We start from the raw sequence: 18457 nt of genomic DNA on the forward strand, positions 1-18457 counted from the left end.
TACATGCAGGTTAGGAAAGGTCAGGAGGAACGGCTGGGATGAGTTTTTTCAAGAAGCTAAAGGAAAGCATTGCTTCCAAGACGGAAGCGGTCACGAACGTATTTAAGGAAGGACTGGCGAAGACGCGTACGGCTTTCGTCGAGAAGGTCGAAGAGCTGATTACTCGCCGCAAGAAGATTGATGAAGAGTTTTATGAGGAGCTTGAGGAGATTCTGATTGGTGCGGACGTTGGCGTTAACACGGTGATGACGTTAATCGATGATCTGCGCGCGGAAGTGAAGAAGCGTAAAATCGAAGATGCGTCCGATCTGCAGCCAGTGCTGTCAGAGAAGCTGGTTGGATTGCTGAAGGGAGACGATCATGCCGAGCTGCGAATGGCGCCTCCTGGGGAAATCACGGTTATCTTATTCGTTGGCGTGAACGGCGTCGGCAAGACGACGACTATCGGCAAGCTTGCGCATAAGTTTAAGAGCGAAGGCAAAAATGTATTGCTGGCAGCAGGCGATACGTTCCGCGCGGGAGCTATCGAACAGCTTGAAGTGTGGGGGCAGCGCGTAGGCGTGGACGTCATTAAGCAATCGTCGGGCGCCGATCCCGCAGCCGTCATGTTCGATGCCGTTCAGGCGGCCAAGCAGCGCAAGGTCGACGTATTGCTATGCGACACGGCTGGACGCTTGCAGAATAAGACGAACCTGATGGAAGAGCTGAACAAAATTTTCCGCGTCATTCAGCGCGAGCTGCCGGAGGCTCCTCATGAAGTGCTGCTGGTGCTGGATGCGACGACAGGCCAAAACGCGCTTAGCCAAGCGAAGCTGTTCGGCGAGAAGAGCGGCGTGACAGGTCTTGTTCTGACGAAGCTGGACGGTACGGCGAAGGGCGGTATCGTTGTGGCGATCCGCAATGAGCTGAATCTGCCGGTGAAGCTGGTAGGCCTTGGCGAGAAAATGGGCGATCTGCAAACCTTTGATTCCGAACAGTTCGTACATGCCTTGTTCGCGGGCTTGATCAGCCGCGAGTCGGAAGAGCAGCCGCCAGCTGCCAATTAAGTATGGCATTACAGGAAGAATGAGCAACGTCTAATGGCGACCGATCGGTCGCCATTAGACGTTTTTTTGTATGCCTTCCATTTTGGCCGTTCGCCGCGACACGGTTCTGCATAATTTAGCGTTTTCTACATCTTTAGCGAAATGCCTCACCTCCGGTGCCAGTCAGGGCAAGGGCTGAGGGGAAATCGGAAGCGGCATGTCCGAAATTGCTCAGCATCGGGAAATCGATAGATTTACGGAAAAAGAGGAGCTTGTATACAATGATGGCGTACGGAGTAATGCAATCGCGAACACAGGGGGTGACGCTTGTACATGAAGATTTGGTAAGCGCATACATGAGGCTCAGTTCGAATGAAAGGAAAGCAAACAAGGAGAGATACAATGAGGAAATTATGCTATTGGGTGATCGCTTTCGTCATCTGTTGCTCTGTCATGGATATGCCCGCGTATGCTGTAGCGGAATCAACGGAGCTATCGCTGTCCGCCTCCAAGGACGCCATAGTCAAGGGCGCTGAGACGGAAGTGCTGGTATCGGCCAATGCGCAGGAGGATGTATACGGAATTGAGTTCATCTTGGAATACGACTCCAGCGCTATGATGCTTCACGAGTCAACGGGAGTCGACTATTCCTTATTTGAAAGCGAAGCGGCTAACCCGGCAACAGGCATCCTGCATCTATCGGCTATTGCCAAACATTCCGAAGACACCGCTGCCGGCGAAACGATAATCGCCAAGCTTAGATTTCGCGCTTTGACATCAGGCGTTAATACAGAGATCAAGCTTACAGCGGTCAAAGGGGTTAGCCGTGAGCGGACAACAAGAGAACAGGACGGCCAAGCTTACCCCGACTTGAAGGAAGTAAAGCTGCATGCTGCCTCGCCGCTGACGATCCGGCTATTGCCGTCAGGTGGTCCCGTTGCTCCTGTTGATCCCTCTACATATCCGAGTCAATTGGACATCCGGGGGGAGGCTGATGCCCGGAAAGCGGCTGCGCTCTTGACGGATCGACTTGGACGACCGGATATTCAGTTGGATATCGAAGGCTGGTCGGCGCTTGTCCGGGACACTTCTATCCGCTTGCTGACCATTCATCCCGTTCTGATAGAGGCTGGGCACATGCAGGCTGTATTCAATAATGCCTCGATTACGCCTGCTCTGGATGCTTATGGCTTGCTGCAGCAGGCGGCCAAAGCAGCAGGAGCTGCCGCCTCCTATCCATATGCTCTGACATTAGCGGCGGATGAGCGCGACCGATCGGAGCTGCGTATAGCTTTATCGATTAAGAATCATGTTGTGGCGCTCGGGCTTGGCCTGGAAATGAAAAACAAGCATTTTGCCGTCATGCTGGAGCCGGAACAGCTGTTGTTCGATTCTTCGGGATATGCCAGTCTATCGGTTGACCCGCTTATTCGATCTTCTGAACGGCATGGGATTACCCGAGTGGAGCAGATTGGAAGCTATCGATTTCAGTTCGGGCTGCATCATGAAGCTCCCGCAGCCAAGGTTCGATGGCTCATTCCACCAAGTATGGATAGCGGCCTGGCCGGAGTCTATCGATGGCACGCACCATCCGGGGAATGGGTCTATGTACGCGAGAGCGGGCGGAATGCAGCGGAACGCACGGTTACGACGCATTTGGAGGATGGAGAATACGGCTTTCTGCTCTACGCGAAGGAATTTATCGATCTTGGCTTCACGTACGATGAAGCGGCCCAATCGATCCGTATGCTTGCGGCCAAAGGCGTGGTGAATGGCATAAGCGACGATTCCTACGGCGTGGGACGTCCAGTGACTAGAGCGGAGTGGACCGCCATGCTTGTCCGGGCATGGGGGCTGGACATCTCAACAGAGGAGCAAGCAGGTAGTGCTTTATTCACAGATGTGGAGGATAGTCGCTGGTATGCGCCGTATATCGCTGCCGCTGGCTTGCAAGGGTGGATAACGGGCTATGAAGATGGTTCCTATCGTCCCGACGAGCGAATCAGCAGAGCCGAGCTTGCAGTCATGTTGGATAAGATGAGTTCGGACAAGGGAGCGGGAGCCCATCCAACCGTCCAAAGCTATATTGATGACGCAGATATCCCGCAATGGGCGAAGGCTGCCGTATACCGGTTGCGCACATCCGCACTCATGCAGGGCGACGAGCATAATCGTTTTCTTGCAAATGATGGAATCGGCCGCGACGATGCTGCAGTGGTGCTTATGCGCATCATCAGAGCTTGGGGTTTCGGCTATTCAATTGAACAAGTTCATGAAGCTGACGAGGAGGAATGAGTCATGTTGATTCGGAACAGCTGGCATCGGGCAATCGCCATTGCACTTGCTGCCGTGCTTGCATTATCGCTTTGGGTTTCGGCAGGGACCGCATTTGCATCGCCGGCGGAACTGCGCAACGGCGGGTTCGAGGAGCCTGCAGCCGGAGGCATTATCCCGGGCTGGACAACCTTTATAGCTCCCAAGGGAAGCTCCGTTACGTACGAGATTACGGACGAGAGGGCGCATAGCGGCAGCTACAGCCTCAAAATTACGGATAAGGACGGCGCAGATGGCGTGTCGATCTGGTCTCAGGCGATGGATATTGTGCCTGGAGAGAATTACACAGGCTCCGTGTGGATGTATATTGAAGGTTCGTCATTCATGCACAACGGAGCTTCCGTTCCCAATCGCGGCAGCTTTATTATGAGGTTCTACAATGAAGCGGGCCAGCAGGTTGGCTCCGATACGGATGCACTTATTCATCATACGGGCCAATCCAAGTGGGTGAAGCTGACGACCAAGTCGTTGCAAGCGCCTTCTGACGCCAAGACGGTTCGTTTAATGGCGTCGCTCTCTAATTTTTATCAGACGTCAGGCGCTTTTTATGATGATTTTGAAATCGAAGGTGTTTTTCCCGGAGAAACAGCTCCTGCCGCCCGTTCGTTATCGATAAGCGGTCCTGCGGCTGCGACGGTGAAAGAGAACTATTCGGTCAACCTGACGGTTATGGGAGCATCCTCCTTATATGCGGTTGAGACTATTCTGTCCTATGATCCCGCCCAGTTCCAGTATGTATCTGTGCAAGCCGCTGAATCGTTCCATGGTGGCGAAGAGGTGTATGCCGAGGCGCGTGAGCTGGTTCCCGGCAGATTAAAGGTGATTGTAACACAGCTAGGCGAGCGTGCTGTATCGGGTGATTCGGAGGTTGCAATCGTGCAATTTCAACCGCTTGCCGCCTCGGCGTCCGCCAAGATTGAGCTGGAGCCCTTCGCTATTGCAGCGAAGCAAGATGCGGACGAGACGGGCGTATCGACCGTATTCCAAGAAGGTATGACGCTGGCTGTAACCATTAAAGCCCATGCCGGAGATGTGGATGATAACGGCAGAGTTGACCTGGCGGACTTGATTATCGTCGCACAAGCTGTGGGCAGCCCCGCGAGCGGAGCCTATGCCCGGTTTGATCTTAATGGCGACGGTAAAATCGATTTCGCAGATATGGCCATGATTTCACGCTTATTGGTGGAGGGGGATACCGAATGAGGACGAAACGCTATACGCTGGCTCTGCTTCTGTCTGTTGCTCTGATTGCGGCTGCGCTGGCCATCCCGGCTCATCATGCAAGTGCTGCGCCGGCACATCACTTCGGAACGCCGGTCGAATTAGGAGAGCCGATCCAGCAGGCTGCCTTATTTGAAGGAGTATACGGAATGGAAAACGGTCATGACATGGTTTACACGACGTCGGCGGGCAATCCGGCTATGTTCAATGCGGTGGACCTGGACGCCAACCGGCTGGTGAAGGCCGTGCCGCTGCCGGAAGGGAAAAGCGCTTGGTCTCATACCATAACGCCGGATGGGAGCGTCTATATTGGCGTGTCCGATGGTGGGCCGATTCTGCATCGCTATAATCCTGATAGCGGCACGATCGAGCAACTGGGGACCGCGGTGTCTGATGCAAAGTCGATCTGGTCGCTAACGGTTGACGAGAACGGCAACGTCTATGGCGGTACGTTCGATCAAGGGAAGGTGTTTCAATATAACCCCTCTACAGGACAATTCAGAGATTATGGCGTGATGGTAGAAGGTCGGGATTATGTCCGTTCCATTGCTTATCATGATGGATATGTCTATGCCGGCATCGGCTCGATTGGCGATATTGTGAAGCTGAATGTCGAGACCGGGGAGAAGACGCTTATTCCGCTTAAGCCCATTGACGGTGTCCAGCAGTATCCGTTCGTATATGGCCTCGATGTGCGCGGCGATTACCTGTTTGCTTTTCTCAGCGGCGACGGCAAGGCGATCTATATCATCTATGATCTGGCAAGTGGCGCATGGCTTGAGGAAGAATATTGGGGAGCGGCAGGATTGCGGGCTTCTCCTGCATACAACGGCAAGGTTTATTTCCTGCAAAACAAAGAGCTAATGGCATGGGACATGGCAACCCGCGAAGCGGTGTCCACCGGCATCCCGTATGGCTCCAGCCTTCGCAATTCAGGCTGGGTGGAGCTTGAAGATGATCCCGGCTTCAAGAATCCAGTGCTTGCTACGGTGCATTATGGCGGCAGCGTCGCCCTATTCGACGTCGAAGCGGGTAAAGTAACGACTCGCCTGCCCGGTATTCAAGGCAGCGCATTGTCTATTCACGCACTGGAGAAGGGGCCTGGGGGCAAGCTGTTCATGAGCGGATATACGGCCGCGACCGCTGCGGTATACGACCCTGCCATTGAGCAGTTCTCGACGTTCACTATGGGGCAAGCGGAGAGCATCGGCATAAGCGGCAGCCGGGTCTACTATGGGGAGTACCCCGGCGCATCCATCCATATGTATGATACGTCTCTGCCGCTGCAGCCGGATTCGGCGAAGCCGAACCAGAATCCGGTTAAGCTTCTTCAAATCGGAGAATCCCAGGATCGGCCCTATGTGAATACATTCGGAGACGGCAAAGCCTTCTTCGGCACGATACCGTCCTATGGAGAGATCGGCGGAGCGCTAGCCGTATTCGAGGAATCCGATCCGCAGGGCACGCTGCGCGTTTACCGTAATATTGTGCCGGGTCAAAGCATTGTAGGACTCGCTTACCGTGACGGCTTAATCTATGGTTCCACGACAATCCGCGGGGGGCTGGACAGCGCAACACCGGAGACGAAGGCCAAGATGTTTATTTGGGATGTGGCCAAGGAACAGAAGATAGCTGAATGGGAGCCGAATATTCCTGGCGCGTCCAAAGCGCCGATCATGATTAGCGGACTGACCTTCGATAAGGATGGATTGCTGTGGGCGGCAGCAGACGGGGCATTATTCGCGATCGATCCGCAGTCGAAAGCTATCGTGAAGAGCAAGCAGATATTCAGCGGCGTGCAAAATTACGGCATGTGGCGTCCGATCCATATCCGGTTCTCGGATGACGGGTTTATGTATGCTGATCTTTACGGCAAGCTGATTGCCGTTGATCCCGAGACACTTGCTTATGTGGATTCAGGCATTGCGACCGCATTGTTTGATATCGGCGATGACGGCCGGATTTATTATGCGCAGGAGGGCAGGCTCATGAGCGTGGCCCTGGAGGAGGAGCAGTATGCTGCGCCGGGAGAGCTGCGCTTGACTGCACCGATTGCAGCCGTGCCGGGCACAACCTTTGAGATCCGCGTCAGAATGGATGAAGCGGCAGGCTTATATGGTGCCAATATGGCCTTCAGCTTCGATCCTCGCCAGCTTGAATTGAAGGAAATCAAGCGCGGAGACAGCTTTGGCGAAGGAGCTTTTCTGGACAGCCGCATCGATCAGGCGGGAGGCAGCGCATTTGCTGTCGTCTCGGCGACAGGAGCAAACGGAGTGAATGGGAATGCGGATATCCTAAGATTGCTTTTCGAAGCCAAAGAAGGGAGCGGCCAAGCTGCAGTCGTTCTGAAGAAGGGTTCGACTGTCGGGGCTGTGCATACGCCGGACAGCGGCGTTCTGTATCCGACCGATCGCGATCTAACCGTCAGTGTAGCATTGAAGCAGCATCGCGAGGATGTGAATGGCGACGGCAAGGTGAGCATTGAAGATCTGGTTGCTGTTGCGAAGCAAGCGGGCAAGCCGGGAGCCGATGAACGATATGATCTGAACGGAGACGGCAAAGTAGACGTCACCGATGTCGCGCTCGTCGCGCTCATTTTATTCGAAGACTAGCGATGAATGGAACTACGCCCGGGCACTTGGTGTCCGGGCATATCGTGTTGCCAAGAGAGCATCAGGTGGTGACAAGGTCAAAAGCTTGACAGGGCATTTGCCATCCTGTATGATAAGAGTCGTTGCATAAGTGTAAAGGGATTTTCCTTGACGGTAACATTTGCGGCAAGACGAAGAAGGGGGCGACGGGATGAAGGAACATATGCCGGATGCCTTAGCCAGAACGACAAGAGTTAATTTGCTGTTCGACTTCTACGAGAGCTTGCTTACAGATAAGCAGCGTACTATACTTACTTATTATTATCACGATGACTTCTCGCTCGGCGAGATTGCATCCGAGTTCGGGATCAGCCGCCAGGCGGTCTACGACAATATCAAGCGCGCCGAGGGCATTCTGGAGAGCTATGAAGAGAAGCTGTCCCTGCTGGCAAGACACGAGCGGCTGATGGAGATAACCGATAAGCTGGAGCGCGACGTGAAGGCCATCGTGACGAATGAATGGGATAAACAGTCGATCATCGACGCCATCGGGCAATTTCGGGCGGCGGAAGGAACGGCAAGAGAAGGAGGCGGGAGTTCATGGCAGCATTTGAAAGCTTAAGCAATCGGCTTCAGAATGTGTTCAGCAAGCTGAAGGGCAAAGGCAAAGTATCCGAAGCCGATGTCAATGACGCGATGCGGGAGGTTCGCCTGGCGCTTCTGGAGGCCGATGTTAACTTTAAAGTCGTGAAGGACTTCATCGCCAAGGTGAAGGAGAAGGCCATCGGTCTGGACGTCTCGAAGAGCTTCACTCCGGGCATGGTCATCATCGATATTGTCAACAAGGAATTGACGGAGCTGATGGGCGGCACGCAGGCGAAGCTTGCCAAGGCGAACAAGCCTCCGACGGTCATTATGATGGTCGGTCTGCAGGGCGCCGGTAAGACGACAACCTCTGGCAAGCTGGCGAAGCTGCTTCAGAAGGGCAACCATAAGCCGCTTCTGGTTGCCTGCGACATCTATCGTCCGGCTGCGATCAAGCAGCTGCAGGTGCTGGGCGAGCAGATTGGAGCGCCGGTATTCTCGCTTGGGGACAAGACTTCTCCGGTCGACATTGCGAAGGCCGGTCTGCAGCACGCGAAGGACAACGGCAATGATTACGTCATCTTCGATACCGCAGGCCGACTGCATATCGACGAAGAGCTGATGGATGAACTGAAGCGAATCCATGAGCATGTGACACCGGATGAGGTACTCCTCGTTGTTGATGCCATGACCGGTCAAGACGCGGTCAACGTAGCGCAGAGCTTCCATGAACAGCTAGAGCTGTCCGGCGTCGTTCTGACGAAGCTTGACGGCGATACGCGCGGCGGCGCTGCGCTGTCCGTCAAGGCGGTTACAGGTCGTCCGATCAAATTCGCGGCTATGGGCGAGAAGATTGACTCTCTGGAGCCGTTCCATCCGGAACGGATGGCTTCGCGGATTCTGGGCATGGGCGATATGCTGTCCCTGATCGAGAAGGCTCAAGCGGGCATTGACGCGGACAAAGCTGCCGAGATGGAACGCAAGATGCGCACCGCCGAATTCACATTCGATGACTTCCTGGATCAGATGGAGCAGGTTCGTAAGCTGGGGCCGCTGGATCAGATTATGGATATGCTGCCTGGCATGAACAAGATGAAGGGCGGAATGAAGGATCTGAAGGTCGATGAGAAGCAGATCGGCCGCATCGAGGCGATTGTCCGCTCCATGACGAAGGAAGAGAAGCAGAAGCCGGAGCTGCTCAACCACAGCAGACGCAAGCGCGTTGCGGCGGGCAGCGGAACGACCATCGTTGAAGTGAATCGTCTGATCAAGCAATTCGATGATATGCGCAAGATGATGAAGCAATTCTCTTCCATGATGGGACCGAAAGGTCCGAAGGGGCTCAAAGGCGGCAAGAAAGGCCTGAAGGGCATGCTTGGACGCAATATGAAGTTTCCATTTTAATGTGAGATAAACCGCAGTTCATTTTTCGAAGGAGGTGAATGATAATGGCAGTACGTATTCGCTTGAAACGTATGGGTGCTCACAAGGCTCCTTTCTACCGCGTAGTTGTTTCGGATTCCCGTTCCCCGCGTGATGGACGTTTTATTGAAGAGATCGGTACTTACAATCCGGTTGCACAGCCAGCTCAAGTTTCGATCGACGAAGAGAAAGCTTTGAAATGGCTTCAAACTGGAGCGCAAGCTTCCGACACTGTTCGCGACTTGCTTTCCAAAGCTGGTGTTCTGAAAAAGTTCCATGAGCTTAAGCTTCAGAAGTAACGGTTGAAGAGCGGAGGGCTTTGTGATGAAAGAATTAATTCTTGTCATAGCGAAGGCTTTGGTGGATCATCCGGACGAAGTGCGGGTCGGCGTGAAGGATGATGAACGCAGCACGGTTTACGAGTTATCGGTTCATCCCGATGATGTAGGCAAGGTAATCGGCAAGCAAGGTCGTATCGCGAAAGCGATGCGGACGGTCGTAACCTCCGCCTCCGTCAAATCGAGCAAGCGCGTCATCGTCGATATACTTTCATAATGGACTGGCATCTTCAGGGTTGGGACGAATGTCCTGACCCTCTTTGCCGTGTTATAATAGTCGTAACCAACGGAAAGAAGGTATGATGGCATGAACAGGAAATGGTACACGGTAGGCAAAATCGTGAACACGCACGGTATCCGTGGTGATGTGAAGGTATTGCCGCAGACGGATTTTGCGGAGGAACGGTTTGCCCCGGGAGGCAAGCTGCTTATGGTGAATGAGGAGAACGGAGAATCGCGAGAGATCAAGATTATAAGCTCTAGAGAGCAGAAAAACGTTTATCTGCTCAAGCTGGACGGCTTCAACAATATTAACGAGGTCGAAAAATACAAGGGTTGGCTGCTGAAAATCTCCGAGTCGGAGCAAGGTGAGCTGGAGGAAGGGCAATACTACTACCATCAGATTATCGGCTGCGCTGTCGTCACAGAAGAGGGAGAAGAGCTCGGTGTCATTGCCGAAATTTTGAGCCCCGGAGCCAATGACGTGTGGGTCGTAGATCGTCCGAAGTCGAAGGGCAAACAGCTTCTGCTGCCGGTGATCGATGAGGTCGTATTGGATGTCAATGTAACGGACAAGCGGGTTACCGTAAGGCTGATGGAAGGATTGATCTAGCGACGTGAGAATTGACGTATTGACGCTGTTCCCGGAGATGTTCGAAGGTGTGTTCGGAGCAAGCATTCTGGGCAAGGCGAAGGAAAAAGGAATCGTATCGCTGGAAGCGGTCAACTTCCGCCGGTACTCGGGTAACAAGCATAACACCGTGGACGATTATCCGTACGGCGGCGGCGGGGGCATGGTGCTTAAGCCAGATCCGGTGTTCGCGGCAGTAGAGGATCTGCAGACGGACCCGGGTATCAAGCCTCGCGTTATCCTGATGTGCCCGCAAGGGGAGACGTTCACGCAGAAAAAAGCAGAGGAGCTCTCGAGGGAGCAGCATCTTGTCCTCATCTGCGGCCATTACGAAGGTTATGACGAGCGTATTCGGGAGCATCTCGTGACGGACGAGTTGTCTATCGGGGATTATGTGTTGACTGGCGGAGAGATACCCGCTATGACGGTTATCGACAGTGTCGTCAGGCTGCTGCCCGGCGTGCTCGGCAATGAGACGTCCGCGGTAACGGACTCCTATAGCACGGGATTGCTGGAACACCCTCACTATACAAGACCTCCTGAATTCAGGGGATGGAGCGTACCGGATATTCTCGTCTCCGGGCATCATGCCAATATTGAAGCATGGCGAAGAGAACAATCGCTTCTGCGGACGCTGGAGCGCCGTCCCGATCTGCTGGAGACTGCGGAGTTGACCGCAAAGGAGAAGAAATGGCTGGCTTCCTTGCCCAAACGGGAGGATACCGAACAACAATAAGGGAATGCGGCTTCCGGAGGAGGCTGCATTCCCTTATTGGCTGTAAAGCTATTCTTCCGTCTGAAGCGGCGTGTAGAAGTCCTGGGTATAATACACTTGATAATAACCGCCAATCGCAACACCGGTGCCCAGCCGAGTCAGCTTGGCGTTAAGCAGCGTCTCGCGGTGGCCAGTCGTTGAATTCAGAAGAGTATAATGTGCGAATATACTATTGTCGAAGCCGGCGGCAATGTTCTCTGAGGCTAGCCGGTACGATATTCCTTTTGCTTTCATGCGGTCGAACGGCGTTTTATTGTCCAGGTTTTTGTGACTGAAAAACTGCTTGTCTCGCATGTTCTCGCTATGGCTTCTTGCCGCTGAGCCAGCTAGCTTGTCCCATTGCAGCACGGGAATGCCTCTAACGGCACGCTCCGCGTTGACTAGATCGAATAATTGCCGTTCCATTGCGTCGCGGAACGCTGTGTTTTTGCCGTTTGGCGCTTGTTTGGACAATGAGTTTTTTTGCCGCAGGATGCCTGAGATCTTGTCCCCGTCTTGCGAATCGATGAACAAGGTAGTCTGGATTCCATTGGCCGTATACGTATAATAGGTTTCCTTCTTCTCCGCATCGGATGTGCCGCTGAGTCCCTTTCGGGCTTCGCCTAGCGCAAGGCCTGTCGTAAGGCCGCCGGGAAGGCTCCAGTCTTTCTTCGACATGGAGAACTGGGCTGCAATCTTGCCGTCCATGACGCCATACATTGCTAGCTGTGCATGGTTCCGGTTATATACATACCAACTGTACGAAAATTCGCTTGGGTCGATACGGTCCGGCTTGCCGAGCTTGAAGGTGAGCTTCTCTACCTGATCTCCGATGTCAATGCCGTGCAACCCGGCAGGCTCCTGCTGAACCTTGGTACCCGACAACTGCCTCGTGTGATCCTTGAGCATGAACAGAAAGGTCAGCGCCTCTGCCCGCGTGACGCCGCCATCTGGCACAAATCCCTTAATGGTCGCTGAGGTGCGACCCTTGGATATGCCTTCGTCCAGCAGCCACTGAATCGCTTCATTTTCAGAATAATGCTTGCCGCTTGCCGCCGTTGCCATTAACAATGCCGCTTGTCCCCTTCGGAAGCTTCCACGATCATTATTGAAGGATACGGGCCAACCGAAGTGTTCCGCAAACTGGTAATACGAGTCGTACCATTGGCTTCCTGCGCTGGCTTCGGGCAGAGCTGATTCATATGCTCGCAGGAGCATGGCGAGAAATTCAGCTTCGCTTACCGCTCTGTCAGGTTGAAAGGTTCCGTCCTCGTAGCCTTTCGCCAGTCCTTCGTCCAACGCCCATTCGATGTACGATGAAGCCCAGTGGCCTCTCGTATCGGTTAAGGCTTCCGACCATACCTGCTCGGCTGGCGCGATAGGAGAGAGGAGCAAGCCTGCCACTGTCATCATGCTAATGATTGTTTTTGCGGGTCGTATGGGAACCGCCTTTAGGCCAGGTTCCGTTTTATGTGGCAACAAGGCACACCTCCATCTGACTCATATGTCAATGACAGTATACATGAACATGCCAGGTGGAAGAAACCAGTTGATTTGTGCATCTAACTATGGTAAAATTTCTAATGTTGTTCGTAAAGTCGGACGGTCCGCTATAAGCGAAGATCGGCTCAGAGGAGTCCAGGAGCTTACATGAACGTCTATGGTGGAAGGAGTGAACTCAATGAATATCGTACAAGCAATTACTCAAGAACAATTGCGTAGTGATCTTCCTAGCTTCCGTCCTGGTGACACGCTGAAGGTTTACGTTAAAGTTATCGAGGGAACGCGTGAGCGTGTTCAGCTGTTCGAAGGCGTTGTTATTAAACGTCGCGGCGGCGGAATCAGCGAGACTTTTACGGTGCGCAAAATTTCTTACGGTGTTGGTGTGGAAAGAACTTTCCCAATCCATTCGCCTAAGCTCGACAAAATCGAAGTAGCACGCCGTGGTAAAGTACGTCGCGCTAAGCTGTACTACCTTCGCAATCTGCGCGGTAAAGCTGCTAGAATTAAAGAGATTCGCTAAGAACAAACGTCAAGAGGGGCTTGCGCAAACAAGCTCCTTTTCGTTTTTTTATCGCTACCCTTACATATTACAGCGTTAAAGGAAAGAAGGCGAAATGGATGGATTCGCAACATCGCAACGAGGATAAAAGCCCGGATGAAACAATCGGCGCTTCACCCAACGAAGCGAACCGTCAATCCGACGAGATGACGGGACGTTCCACCAGACAGCGTTCTGGTGACAAAAAAGGGGGAGCGTACAAGGAAATTGTAGAATGGATCAAGGCGCTCGTCATTGCGGTCGTACTTGTATTTTTCATTCGCCAGTTCCTGTTCTCGCCGTTTATCGTGGACGGACCGTCTATGGAGCCTAACTTTGAGTCGGGCGAGCGGTTAATCGTAAATAAAATTTTGTATACGTTCAGCGAACCGAAATTCGGAGAAGTGGTCGTATTCGACGTTCCGGAACAAGGACGCAAGTTCATTAAGCGCGTAATCGGAGTGCCGGGAGACAAAATCAAGCTCGAAGGCGACGATTTGTACATTAATGATAAGCTGATTGAGGAACCTTATATTAAGCAAGCGATTGAAGAAGCTCACGCCAGAGGAGAATTGTACAATGGCGACGGCACAAGCTATAACTTCCCGAACGATATGGTGCAAGAGATGGTGGTGCCGGAGGGGACGATCTTCGCGATGGGCGATCATCGCGACAACAGCACAGACAGCCGTATGATCGGTTTTGTAGAGGACAAAGAGATCGTGGGACGGGCGGATGTCATCTTCTGGCCGCTCGACAAGATCAGTTTTATCAAGCATCGGTATTAGACATGAGGTGAAGGCATGGCCATTCAATGGTTTCCGGGTCATATGACCCGTGCCAAACGGCAAATTCAAGACAAACTTAAACTTATCGACATTGCCATAGAGCTGCTTGACGCGCGGGTGCCGTTATCAAGCCGAAACCCGATGGTGGACGATATTCTGCAAAACAAACCGAGATTGATTGTGCTCAACAAATCCGATCTCGCAGATCCGAAGACGACGGACAAGTGGATGACTTATTTTGCCCATGAGGGTCATGCGTGCGTCGCCGTCGATTCTCAGACAGGAACCCGAGTAGGCGATATTCCCGCTAAGGCCAAAGAGATATTGCATGAGAAAATTGCGAGGCAAATTTCCAAAGGCATCAATCCGCGCGCTGTGCGGGGCCTGATTGTCGGCATTCCGAACGTAGGGAAATCAACGCTGATCAACCGTCTCGCAGGCCGCAATATTGCCGCTACCGGCGACAAGCCAGGCGTCACGAAAGGCCAGCAATGGATCAAGGTTGGCACAGAGATGGAGCTGCTTGATACACCTGGTATCCTGTGGCCGAAGTTCGAGGATCAATTGGTCGGTTACCGGCTGGCCATGACAGGAGCGATCCGGGAACAAATTCTTAACGTGGACGATATTGCGTTTTTTGCCGTACGTGAGCTGGCTGACCGTTACTGGCCTGCACTGCAGGAAAGATACGAGCTTGAGAAGCCGCCTTCCGATCCCGAGGACAGTGAAGAGATCGTGCGCATCATGGAAGATATCGGCCGTAAGCGCGGTTGCCTAATGGGAGGCGGACGCGTCGATCTGGAGAAGGCGTCTGGCATTATCTTGCGCGACCTCAGAGCGGGCAAGCTGGGCAGAATTACGCTGGAAGCCCCTTACGACGATATGCCTGTGAGAGAACGGTAGGCAGCGTTATGGGGGAAACGGGGGAAAGAAACTTGCTGGGACTGGAACGCGCAGTTTGGAATGAAGGGATAGTCCGCATTGCGGGTGTGGATGAGGTAGGGCGCGGATGTCTGTTCGGCGATGTAGTCGCTGGCGCGGTCATCCTGCCTCCCGATCTTGTCATTGATGGAATCAACGACTCCAAGAAGCTGTCCGAGAAGAAGCGCGAGTATCTGTACGATATCATTGCGGAGAAGGCTGTTGCCTGGTCCGTCGCGCATGTCGACGCCGAGACAGTCGATCGGATTAACATTAAACAGGCGGCTCGCCTGGCGATGAAGCTAGCTGTGGAATCGCTTAGCGTGCCGGCGCAATACTTGCTAGTCGATGCAGAGAAGGTTGACCTGGAGCTGCCGCAGCAAGCCATTATTAAGGGCGATGCGACTAGCCAGTCCATCGCAGCGGCATCCATTATGGCCAAGGTCACGCGCGACCGGCTCTGTGCCGGCGACTGGGACCGCAAATTTCCCGATTACGGGATTGCCATACATAAAGGGTATGCGACCAAGCTTCATCAGGAGAGGCTGCTTGAGCTCGGCCCGTCTCCTCTCCATCGGCGCACGTTTTTGCGCAAGCTGCTTGGTGAGGTATAGAATTAGATAAACGCTTGTCATTCGGCGAAGAACGCCTTTTTCGTTCTTCTGCTGAAGTACGGGCGTTTTTTTGTGTTAAAAAGGGTGGCATCGCACATTGAAATTCATCATTAATCGGACCTTCAGGGATAGAGGCTGGGGACCGATATACTAGTTATATCTTTTTATGTGGAAGCAATCCGCGGGGCGGAGGAGAATCGATTGTGAATATCAGTCAAATGATGCGAGGGTTGCTGGGTGATGCGGTAAGCGGGGATGCCCGGGCTATGGAATTAAAAGTCGGCCAGGTCGTAAGAGGCGTCGTGGTGCAGACATTTGAAAATAATGAAGCGCTTATTCAAATCAATGGCGTACAAGTTCGCGCCAAGCTGGAGATGCCTATGACGGCTGGTCAGTCGGCTATGCTGCAAGTGCAGCCCGAATCGAATGGATCGCTTGTGATGTTAAAGGCAGTAGATCTAAGCGCGTCCGGCTTGCTGGACGATACGTTCCGGGATTACGCCAAGCAGCTTGGGCTTCCGGATCAGCGCTGGGCGCTTGATATTATTAAGGATCTAAGAAGAGAGGGATTCCCGTTCAACCGGGCAACAGCGCAGGCATTCCAGGCGGCGCTGGCGGCAATGCCGCGAGGAATGGATGTGGAGCAATGGATGACGGCAGCCGCAGCTGCTTTCAAACGTGGCTTGCCGATGACGGCAACCACAATTGCGTCTATGGGCCAGGTGATGTTCGGCCGTGCGCCGCATGAGCTGATGGACTCGCTGCAGCGGCAACTGGGATCGTTTGTGTCAGGCTCCGGCTCAGCGGAAGCGGGCGTCAATGCGGGATCGGCTCAGCAAGCGGGAGCGCGCGTACTCGCGCTGCTGATGCAAGGCGATGCTTTGTTGCGTGGAGGGCTTGCTGCAAGCGGCAACGGCAGCGGCTCGGCGAGTGGGGCTGCGGCCGCACAAGGTCAAGGGCAGCAGGCGGTTGCAACTGCGCAGACAGCTGCACCAGGGCAATCTGCGCAAGCTGTCACACCGCATGCCTCCCAGTCCGCAGCGCAGAGTGCTGCGCAAGCTACTGGACAGAGTGCATCGCAAGTTACAGGTCAGAGTGCAGTGCAAGCTGCTGCCGGAGGGACGAGCGGGGCTCTTGCCGGACCAGCAGCCGCAACCCAGTCTACAGCAGCGGCTGCTGGTACCAACTGGCTTGGCGGCATGATGAAGTGGCTTGGCGTCGATCATGAGCTGCAGCTTGCGAAGGCGGCGACCGCGGTGGATTCCAGCGGGCAGCAGGGGGCAGCGCAGACATCTAAGCAAGCTGCAGCCGATACGGGCTTGTTGCGTTCCCAAGCCGGAACGGCTGGCGCACAGCCTCAAGGCGCAGCTCCAGGTCAGGCAGCGTCTCTGGCGGCTGGTGTCGAAGGAGAAACGACAGCAACCGTCGCAGCCCGGACTGAGCCACCTGCGGCGGGAGTGCGAAGCGATTCCGCTGCTCTATCGGCAAGAAGCACTGAAGCGGGCGCCACAGAAGCAGGAAGAGTACAAGCGGCTTCGGCGCAGCCTGCTTCTCAGCAATCTCCACAGGTTACACAGCCGCTTCAAGCAACTATATCGGATGCGGTGAGTCGCGGAGATCAGATCCCTGCGTCATCGCAGCCTGTCCCACATGCAGCAGCCGCGCCTGCAAGCGCAATACCGACGGAGACATTGAAAAACGCATTGCTTACCCTTATGCAAGCAAGCGATACGCCACCAGCAATCAAGGAGACCGCTCAGCAGCTCATCCATCAGATTACCGGCCAGCAGCTTCTGCTGACCCCGGAGCGCAATAGCTCTGTGTTCACCCATGTAACGATGTTTATTCCGCTTAAGGATGCTGACGGGGGAACGACAGCATCCGTCCATATCCAGACCAGGCGCGGAAAAAAAGGGGAGCTCGATGCGGATAATTGCCGCCTTCTGTTCAATCTCTCCATGGCGTCATTGGGCGATACGCTGGTCGATGTGAATGTAACGGATAAAATCGTCAGTTTAAATATATGGAATGACCATCCTGCGATAGCGGATCTTATCGAGGGCTCGCGCAGCGATATTGCCGAGCGGCTCCATGGCACGGGGTATCAGCTGCTCTCGCTGCGCACCACTCCTCTGCCAAACCGGGATGCAGGAGAGGAGCCGGCGAGCGTGGCGAAGGATAAGAAGCAGCAGGCGCCGCCTGATCTTGCGCAGTTCGCCTCTACGCGGTACAAAGGAGTGGATTACCGGATATGAGCCCGGAGCATGAGAATAAGGACAGGCCGGCGCCTATGCGCAAGGCTGTAGCACTCAAGTATGAGCCCGGGGACCGGGCCGCTCCTGTGCTCGTGGCGAAGGGGCATGGACTAATTGCCGATCGGATTCTGGAGAAGGCAAAGGAAAGCGGAGTGCCCGTTCAAGAGGATTCGTCGCTCGTTGAAGTGCTGTCCAAGCTGGATGTAGATCAAGAAATACCGCCAGAGCTGTATGCTTTGGTTGCAGAAATACTGACTTTCGTCTATCAGTCAGATCGGAGAGCGAAAGAGATGATCGATGAGCGCTAATCGCCAGCGAATAGGCCGGATCGGGGAGGCGGAGGCCAAGCGGCGCCTGGAGCTTGGGGGTTATGTTATTCTGGCAGTCAATTGGCGCACGAGGCAAGGAGAGCTTGACTTGGTTGCCAGAGACGGCGAGCGGATTGTTTTTGTAGAGGTCAGGTCTCGCAGCGCCGCCAGCAGCGGCAGATACGGGACGGCTGCGGAATCGGTTGATCCCCGCAAGCAGAGGCAGGTTCGAATGCTTGCACAGAAGTATATGCAATTGACTAACCGGCATGACGCCGCTATGCGATTCGATGTGATTGCCGTTACGATCGGTGCTGATGATACCATTGCCGAATATAGACATTATGAAGCCGCATTCTGAACCGGGGGGACATCTCTTCAGGTTCATGATGCGGCTTTGTTGGTTGTTT

General features: G+C 54.0%; 18 protein-coding genes. 17 read left to right on the plus strand and 1 reads right to left on the minus strand.

The window, feature by feature from the left end:
• Window positions 1-38 precede the first annotated feature (38 nt).
• The 10 genes from ftsY (at window position 39) to trmD (ending at window position 11102) form a co-directional block, all read left to right on the plus strand.
• The gene (gene ftsY / locus AC0YNW_RS03845; RefSeq protein WP_387474649.1) at window positions 39-1046 is read left to right on the plus strand and encodes a signal recognition particle-docking protein FtsY; all 1008 of its coding nucleotides are present in this window, start codon (window positions 39-41) and stop codon (window positions 1044-1046) included.
• A 381-nt stretch (window positions 1047-1427) separates the two neighbouring features.
• Window positions 1428-3320, plus strand: a complete 1893-nt coding sequence (locus AC0YNW_RS03850) for an S-layer homology domain-containing protein (RefSeq protein WP_475830812.1) — start codon at window positions 1428-1430, stop codon at window positions 3318-3320.
• Between the two features lie 3 nt (window positions 3321-3323).
• A complete protein-coding gene (locus AC0YNW_RS03855; protein WP_475830813.1) occupies window positions 3324-4562 on the plus strand; it encodes a cohesin domain-containing protein in 1239 nt (412 codons plus the stop codon).
• Window positions 4559-7192, plus strand: a complete 2634-nt coding sequence (locus tag AC0YNW_RS03860) for a cohesin domain-containing protein (RefSeq protein WP_475830814.1) — start codon at window positions 4559-4561, stop codon at window positions 7190-7192. Before AC0YNW_RS03855 ends, AC0YNW_RS03860 begins: the two co-directional genes overlap by 4 nt.
• A gap of 190 nt (window positions 7193-7382) precedes the next feature.
• The gene (locus AC0YNW_RS03865; RefSeq protein WP_387474657.1) at window positions 7383-7793 is read left to right on the plus strand and encodes a putative DNA-binding protein; all 411 of its coding nucleotides are present in this window, start codon (window positions 7383-7385) and stop codon (window positions 7791-7793) included.
• Window positions 7772-9160 carry a signal recognition particle protein gene (ffh, locus tag AC0YNW_RS03870; protein ID WP_475830815.1) on the plus strand — a complete coding sequence of 463 codons (1389 nt, stop codon included), beginning with the start codon at window positions 7772-7774 and terminating at the stop codon, window positions 9158-9160. The genes AC0YNW_RS03865 and ffh overlap by 22 nt, the downstream gene beginning before the upstream one ends.
• A 44-nt stretch (window positions 9161-9204) precedes the next feature.
• A complete protein-coding gene (gene rpsP, locus AC0YNW_RS03875; protein ID WP_387474661.1) occupies window positions 9205-9477 on the plus strand; it encodes a 30S ribosomal protein S16 in 273 nt (90 codons plus the stop codon).
• Between the two features lie 25 nt (window positions 9478-9502).
• On the plus strand, window positions 9503-9733 hold the full coding sequence (locus tag AC0YNW_RS03880) for a KH domain-containing protein (RefSeq protein ID WP_119801287.1): 231 nt from the start codon (window positions 9503-9505) through the stop codon (window positions 9731-9733).
• Between the two features lie 90 nt (window positions 9734-9823).
• A complete protein-coding gene (gene rimM, locus AC0YNW_RS03885; protein WP_475830816.1) occupies window positions 9824-10348 on the plus strand; it encodes a ribosome maturation factor RimM in 525 nt (174 codons plus the stop codon).
• Window positions 10349-10352: 4 nt separating this feature from the next.
• Window positions 10353-11102 (plus strand): tRNA (guanosine(37)-N1)-methyltransferase TrmD, encoded by a 750-nt coding sequence (trmD, locus tag AC0YNW_RS03890; protein ID WP_475830817.1) that lies wholly within the window; start codon window positions 10353-10355, stop codon window positions 11100-11102.
• Between the two features lie 48 nt (window positions 11103-11150).
• On the opposite strand, the gene AC0YNW_RS03895 is transcribed toward trmD, so the two are convergent.
• On the minus strand, window positions 11151-12599 hold the full coding sequence (locus tag AC0YNW_RS03895; RefSeq protein ID WP_475830818.1) for an S-layer homology domain-containing protein: 1449 nt from the start codon (window positions 12597-12599) through the stop codon (window positions 11151-11153).
• A gap of 202 nt (window positions 12600-12801) precedes the next feature.
• Here AC0YNW_RS03895 and rplS point away from each other — a divergent pair, with 202 nt between their 5' ends.
• The 7 genes from rplS to AC0YNW_RS03930 all read left to right on the plus strand — a co-directional run bounded on the left by rplS (window position 12802) and on the right by AC0YNW_RS03930 (window position 18408).
• Window positions 12802-13143: a 50S ribosomal protein L19 gene (rplS, locus tag AC0YNW_RS03900; RefSeq protein ID WP_475830819.1), complete on the plus strand. Its 342-nt coding sequence runs from the start codon at window positions 12802-12804 to the stop codon at window positions 13141-13143.
• A gap of 185 nt (window positions 13144-13328) precedes the next feature.
• On the plus strand, window positions 13329-13949 hold the full coding sequence (gene lepB, locus AC0YNW_RS03905) for a signal peptidase I (RefSeq protein ID WP_475831264.1): 621 nt from the start codon (window positions 13329-13331) through the stop codon (window positions 13947-13949).
• Between the two features lie 15 nt (window positions 13950-13964).
• On the plus strand, window positions 13965-14852 hold the full coding sequence (gene ylqF, locus AC0YNW_RS03910; protein ID WP_387474674.1) for a ribosome biogenesis GTPase YlqF: 888 nt from the start codon (window positions 13965-13967) through the stop codon (window positions 14850-14852).
• Window positions 14853-14860: 8 nt separating this feature from the next.
• On the plus strand, window positions 14861-15484 hold the full coding sequence (locus tag AC0YNW_RS03915) for a ribonuclease HII (protein WP_475830820.1): 624 nt from the start codon (window positions 14861-14863) through the stop codon (window positions 15482-15484).
• Between the two features lie 203 nt (window positions 15485-15687).
• Window positions 15688-17739, plus strand: coding sequence for a hypothetical protein (locus tag AC0YNW_RS03920; RefSeq protein ID WP_475830821.1), 2052 nt, complete (start codon window positions 15688-15690; stop codon window positions 17737-17739).
• Complete coding sequence (locus AC0YNW_RS03925) at window positions 17736-18047, plus strand: EscU/YscU/HrcU family type III secretion system export apparatus switch protein (protein WP_475830822.1); 312 nt, start codon at window positions 17736-17738, stop codon at window positions 18045-18047. Before AC0YNW_RS03920 ends, AC0YNW_RS03925 begins: the two co-directional genes overlap by 4 nt.
• Window positions 18037-18408: a YraN family protein gene (locus AC0YNW_RS03930; RefSeq protein ID WP_475830823.1), complete on the plus strand. Its 372-nt coding sequence runs from the start codon at window positions 18037-18039 to the stop codon at window positions 18406-18408. Before AC0YNW_RS03925 ends, AC0YNW_RS03930 begins: the two co-directional genes overlap by 11 nt.
• The last annotated feature ends 49 nt before the right edge of the window (window positions 18409-18457 follow it).

This window comes from Paenibacillus sp. J31R120 (assembly GCF_056269225.1).

Bases quoted from the DNA above. Each gene is read 5' to 3' on its own strand.
- AC0YNW_RS03860 (WP_475830814.1), top strand. From the start codon at position 4,559: ATGAGGACGAAACGCTATACGCTGGCTCTGCTTCTGTCTGTTGCTCTG.
- AC0YNW_RS03880 (WP_119801287.1), top strand. From the start codon at position 9,503: ATGAAAGAATTAATTCTTGTCATAGCGAAGGCTTTGGTGGATCATCCG.
- rimM (WP_475830816.1), top strand. From the start codon at position 9,824: ATGAACAGGAAATGGTACACGGTAGGCAAAATCGTGAACACGCACGGT.
- AC0YNW_RS03865 (WP_387474657.1), top strand. From the start codon at position 7,383: ATGAAGGAACATATGCCGGATGCCTTAGCCAGAACGACAAGAGTTAAT.
- ylqF (WP_387474674.1), top strand. From the start codon at position 13,965: ATGGCCATTCAATGGTTTCCGGGTCATATGACCCGTGCCAAACGGCAA.
- AC0YNW_RS03925 (WP_475830822.1), top strand. From the start codon at position 17,736: ATGAGCCCGGAGCATGAGAATAAGGACAGGCCGGCGCCTATGCGCAAG.
- AC0YNW_RS03915 (WP_475830820.1), top strand. From the start codon at position 14,861: ATGGGGGAAACGGGGGAAAGAAACTTGCTGGGACTGGAACGCGCAGTT.
- ftsY (WP_387474649.1), top strand. From the start codon at position 39: ATGAGTTTTTTCAAGAAGCTAAAGGAAAGCATTGCTTCCAAGACGGAA.
- rpsP (WP_387474661.1), top strand. From the start codon at position 9,205: ATGGCAGTACGTATTCGCTTGAAACGTATGGGTGCTCACAAGGCTCCT.
- lepB (WP_475831264.1), top strand. From the start codon at position 13,329: ATGACGGGACGTTCCACCAGACAGCGTTCTGGTGACAAAAAAGGGGGA.
- AC0YNW_RS03855 (WP_475830813.1), top strand. From the start codon at position 3,324: ATGTTGATTCGGAACAGCTGGCATCGGGCAATCGCCATTGCACTTGCT.
- AC0YNW_RS03850 (WP_475830812.1), top strand. From the start codon at position 1,428: ATGAGGAAATTATGCTATTGGGTGATCGCTTTCGTCATCTGTTGCTCT.
- ffh (WP_475830815.1), top strand. From the start codon at position 7,772: ATGGCAGCATTTGAAAGCTTAAGCAATCGGCTTCAGAATGTGTTCAGC.
- AC0YNW_RS03930 (WP_475830823.1), top strand. From the start codon at position 18,037: ATGAGCGCTAATCGCCAGCGAATAGGCCGGATCGGGGAGGCGGAGGCC.
- rplS (WP_475830819.1), top strand. From the start codon at position 12,802: ATGAATATCGTACAAGCAATTACTCAAGAACAATTGCGTAGTGATCTT.